The following is a 215-nucleotide window of genomic DNA, read 5'->3' on the forward strand; positions in this document are numbered from 1 at the left end:
CCCAGCCGCTCAGCGTCGGCTTTAAATTCCTGCTTCACTCCCAGCGGGCAAACGATAAGACCCTTGCCGCCCTGCTTTGAGGTAGCCAGTCTTCCCAGCTCCAGCTGCATGATTGATTTACCAAGGCCAAAACTAGCAAAAATGGCCCGGCGTCCGCCCTCTGCCGCCCAGCGGATGGTATCTTTTTGGTGCGGGAAACAGATCGGATTGATCTC

1 protein-coding gene is annotated in these 215 nt (G+C 56.3%); it reads right to left on the reverse strand.

What is annotated here, in order from left to right; genetic code table 11:
* On the reverse strand, nucleotides 1-215 hold a 215-nt coding region (locus BWI93_RS28020; RefSeq protein WP_176454344.1), incomplete at both ends, for a hypothetical protein.

It is taken from the genome of Siphonobacter sp. BAB-5385 (assembly GCF_002261125.1).
Taxonomy (GTDB): Bacteria; Bacteroidota; Bacteroidia; order Cytophagales; family Spirosomataceae; genus Siphonobacter.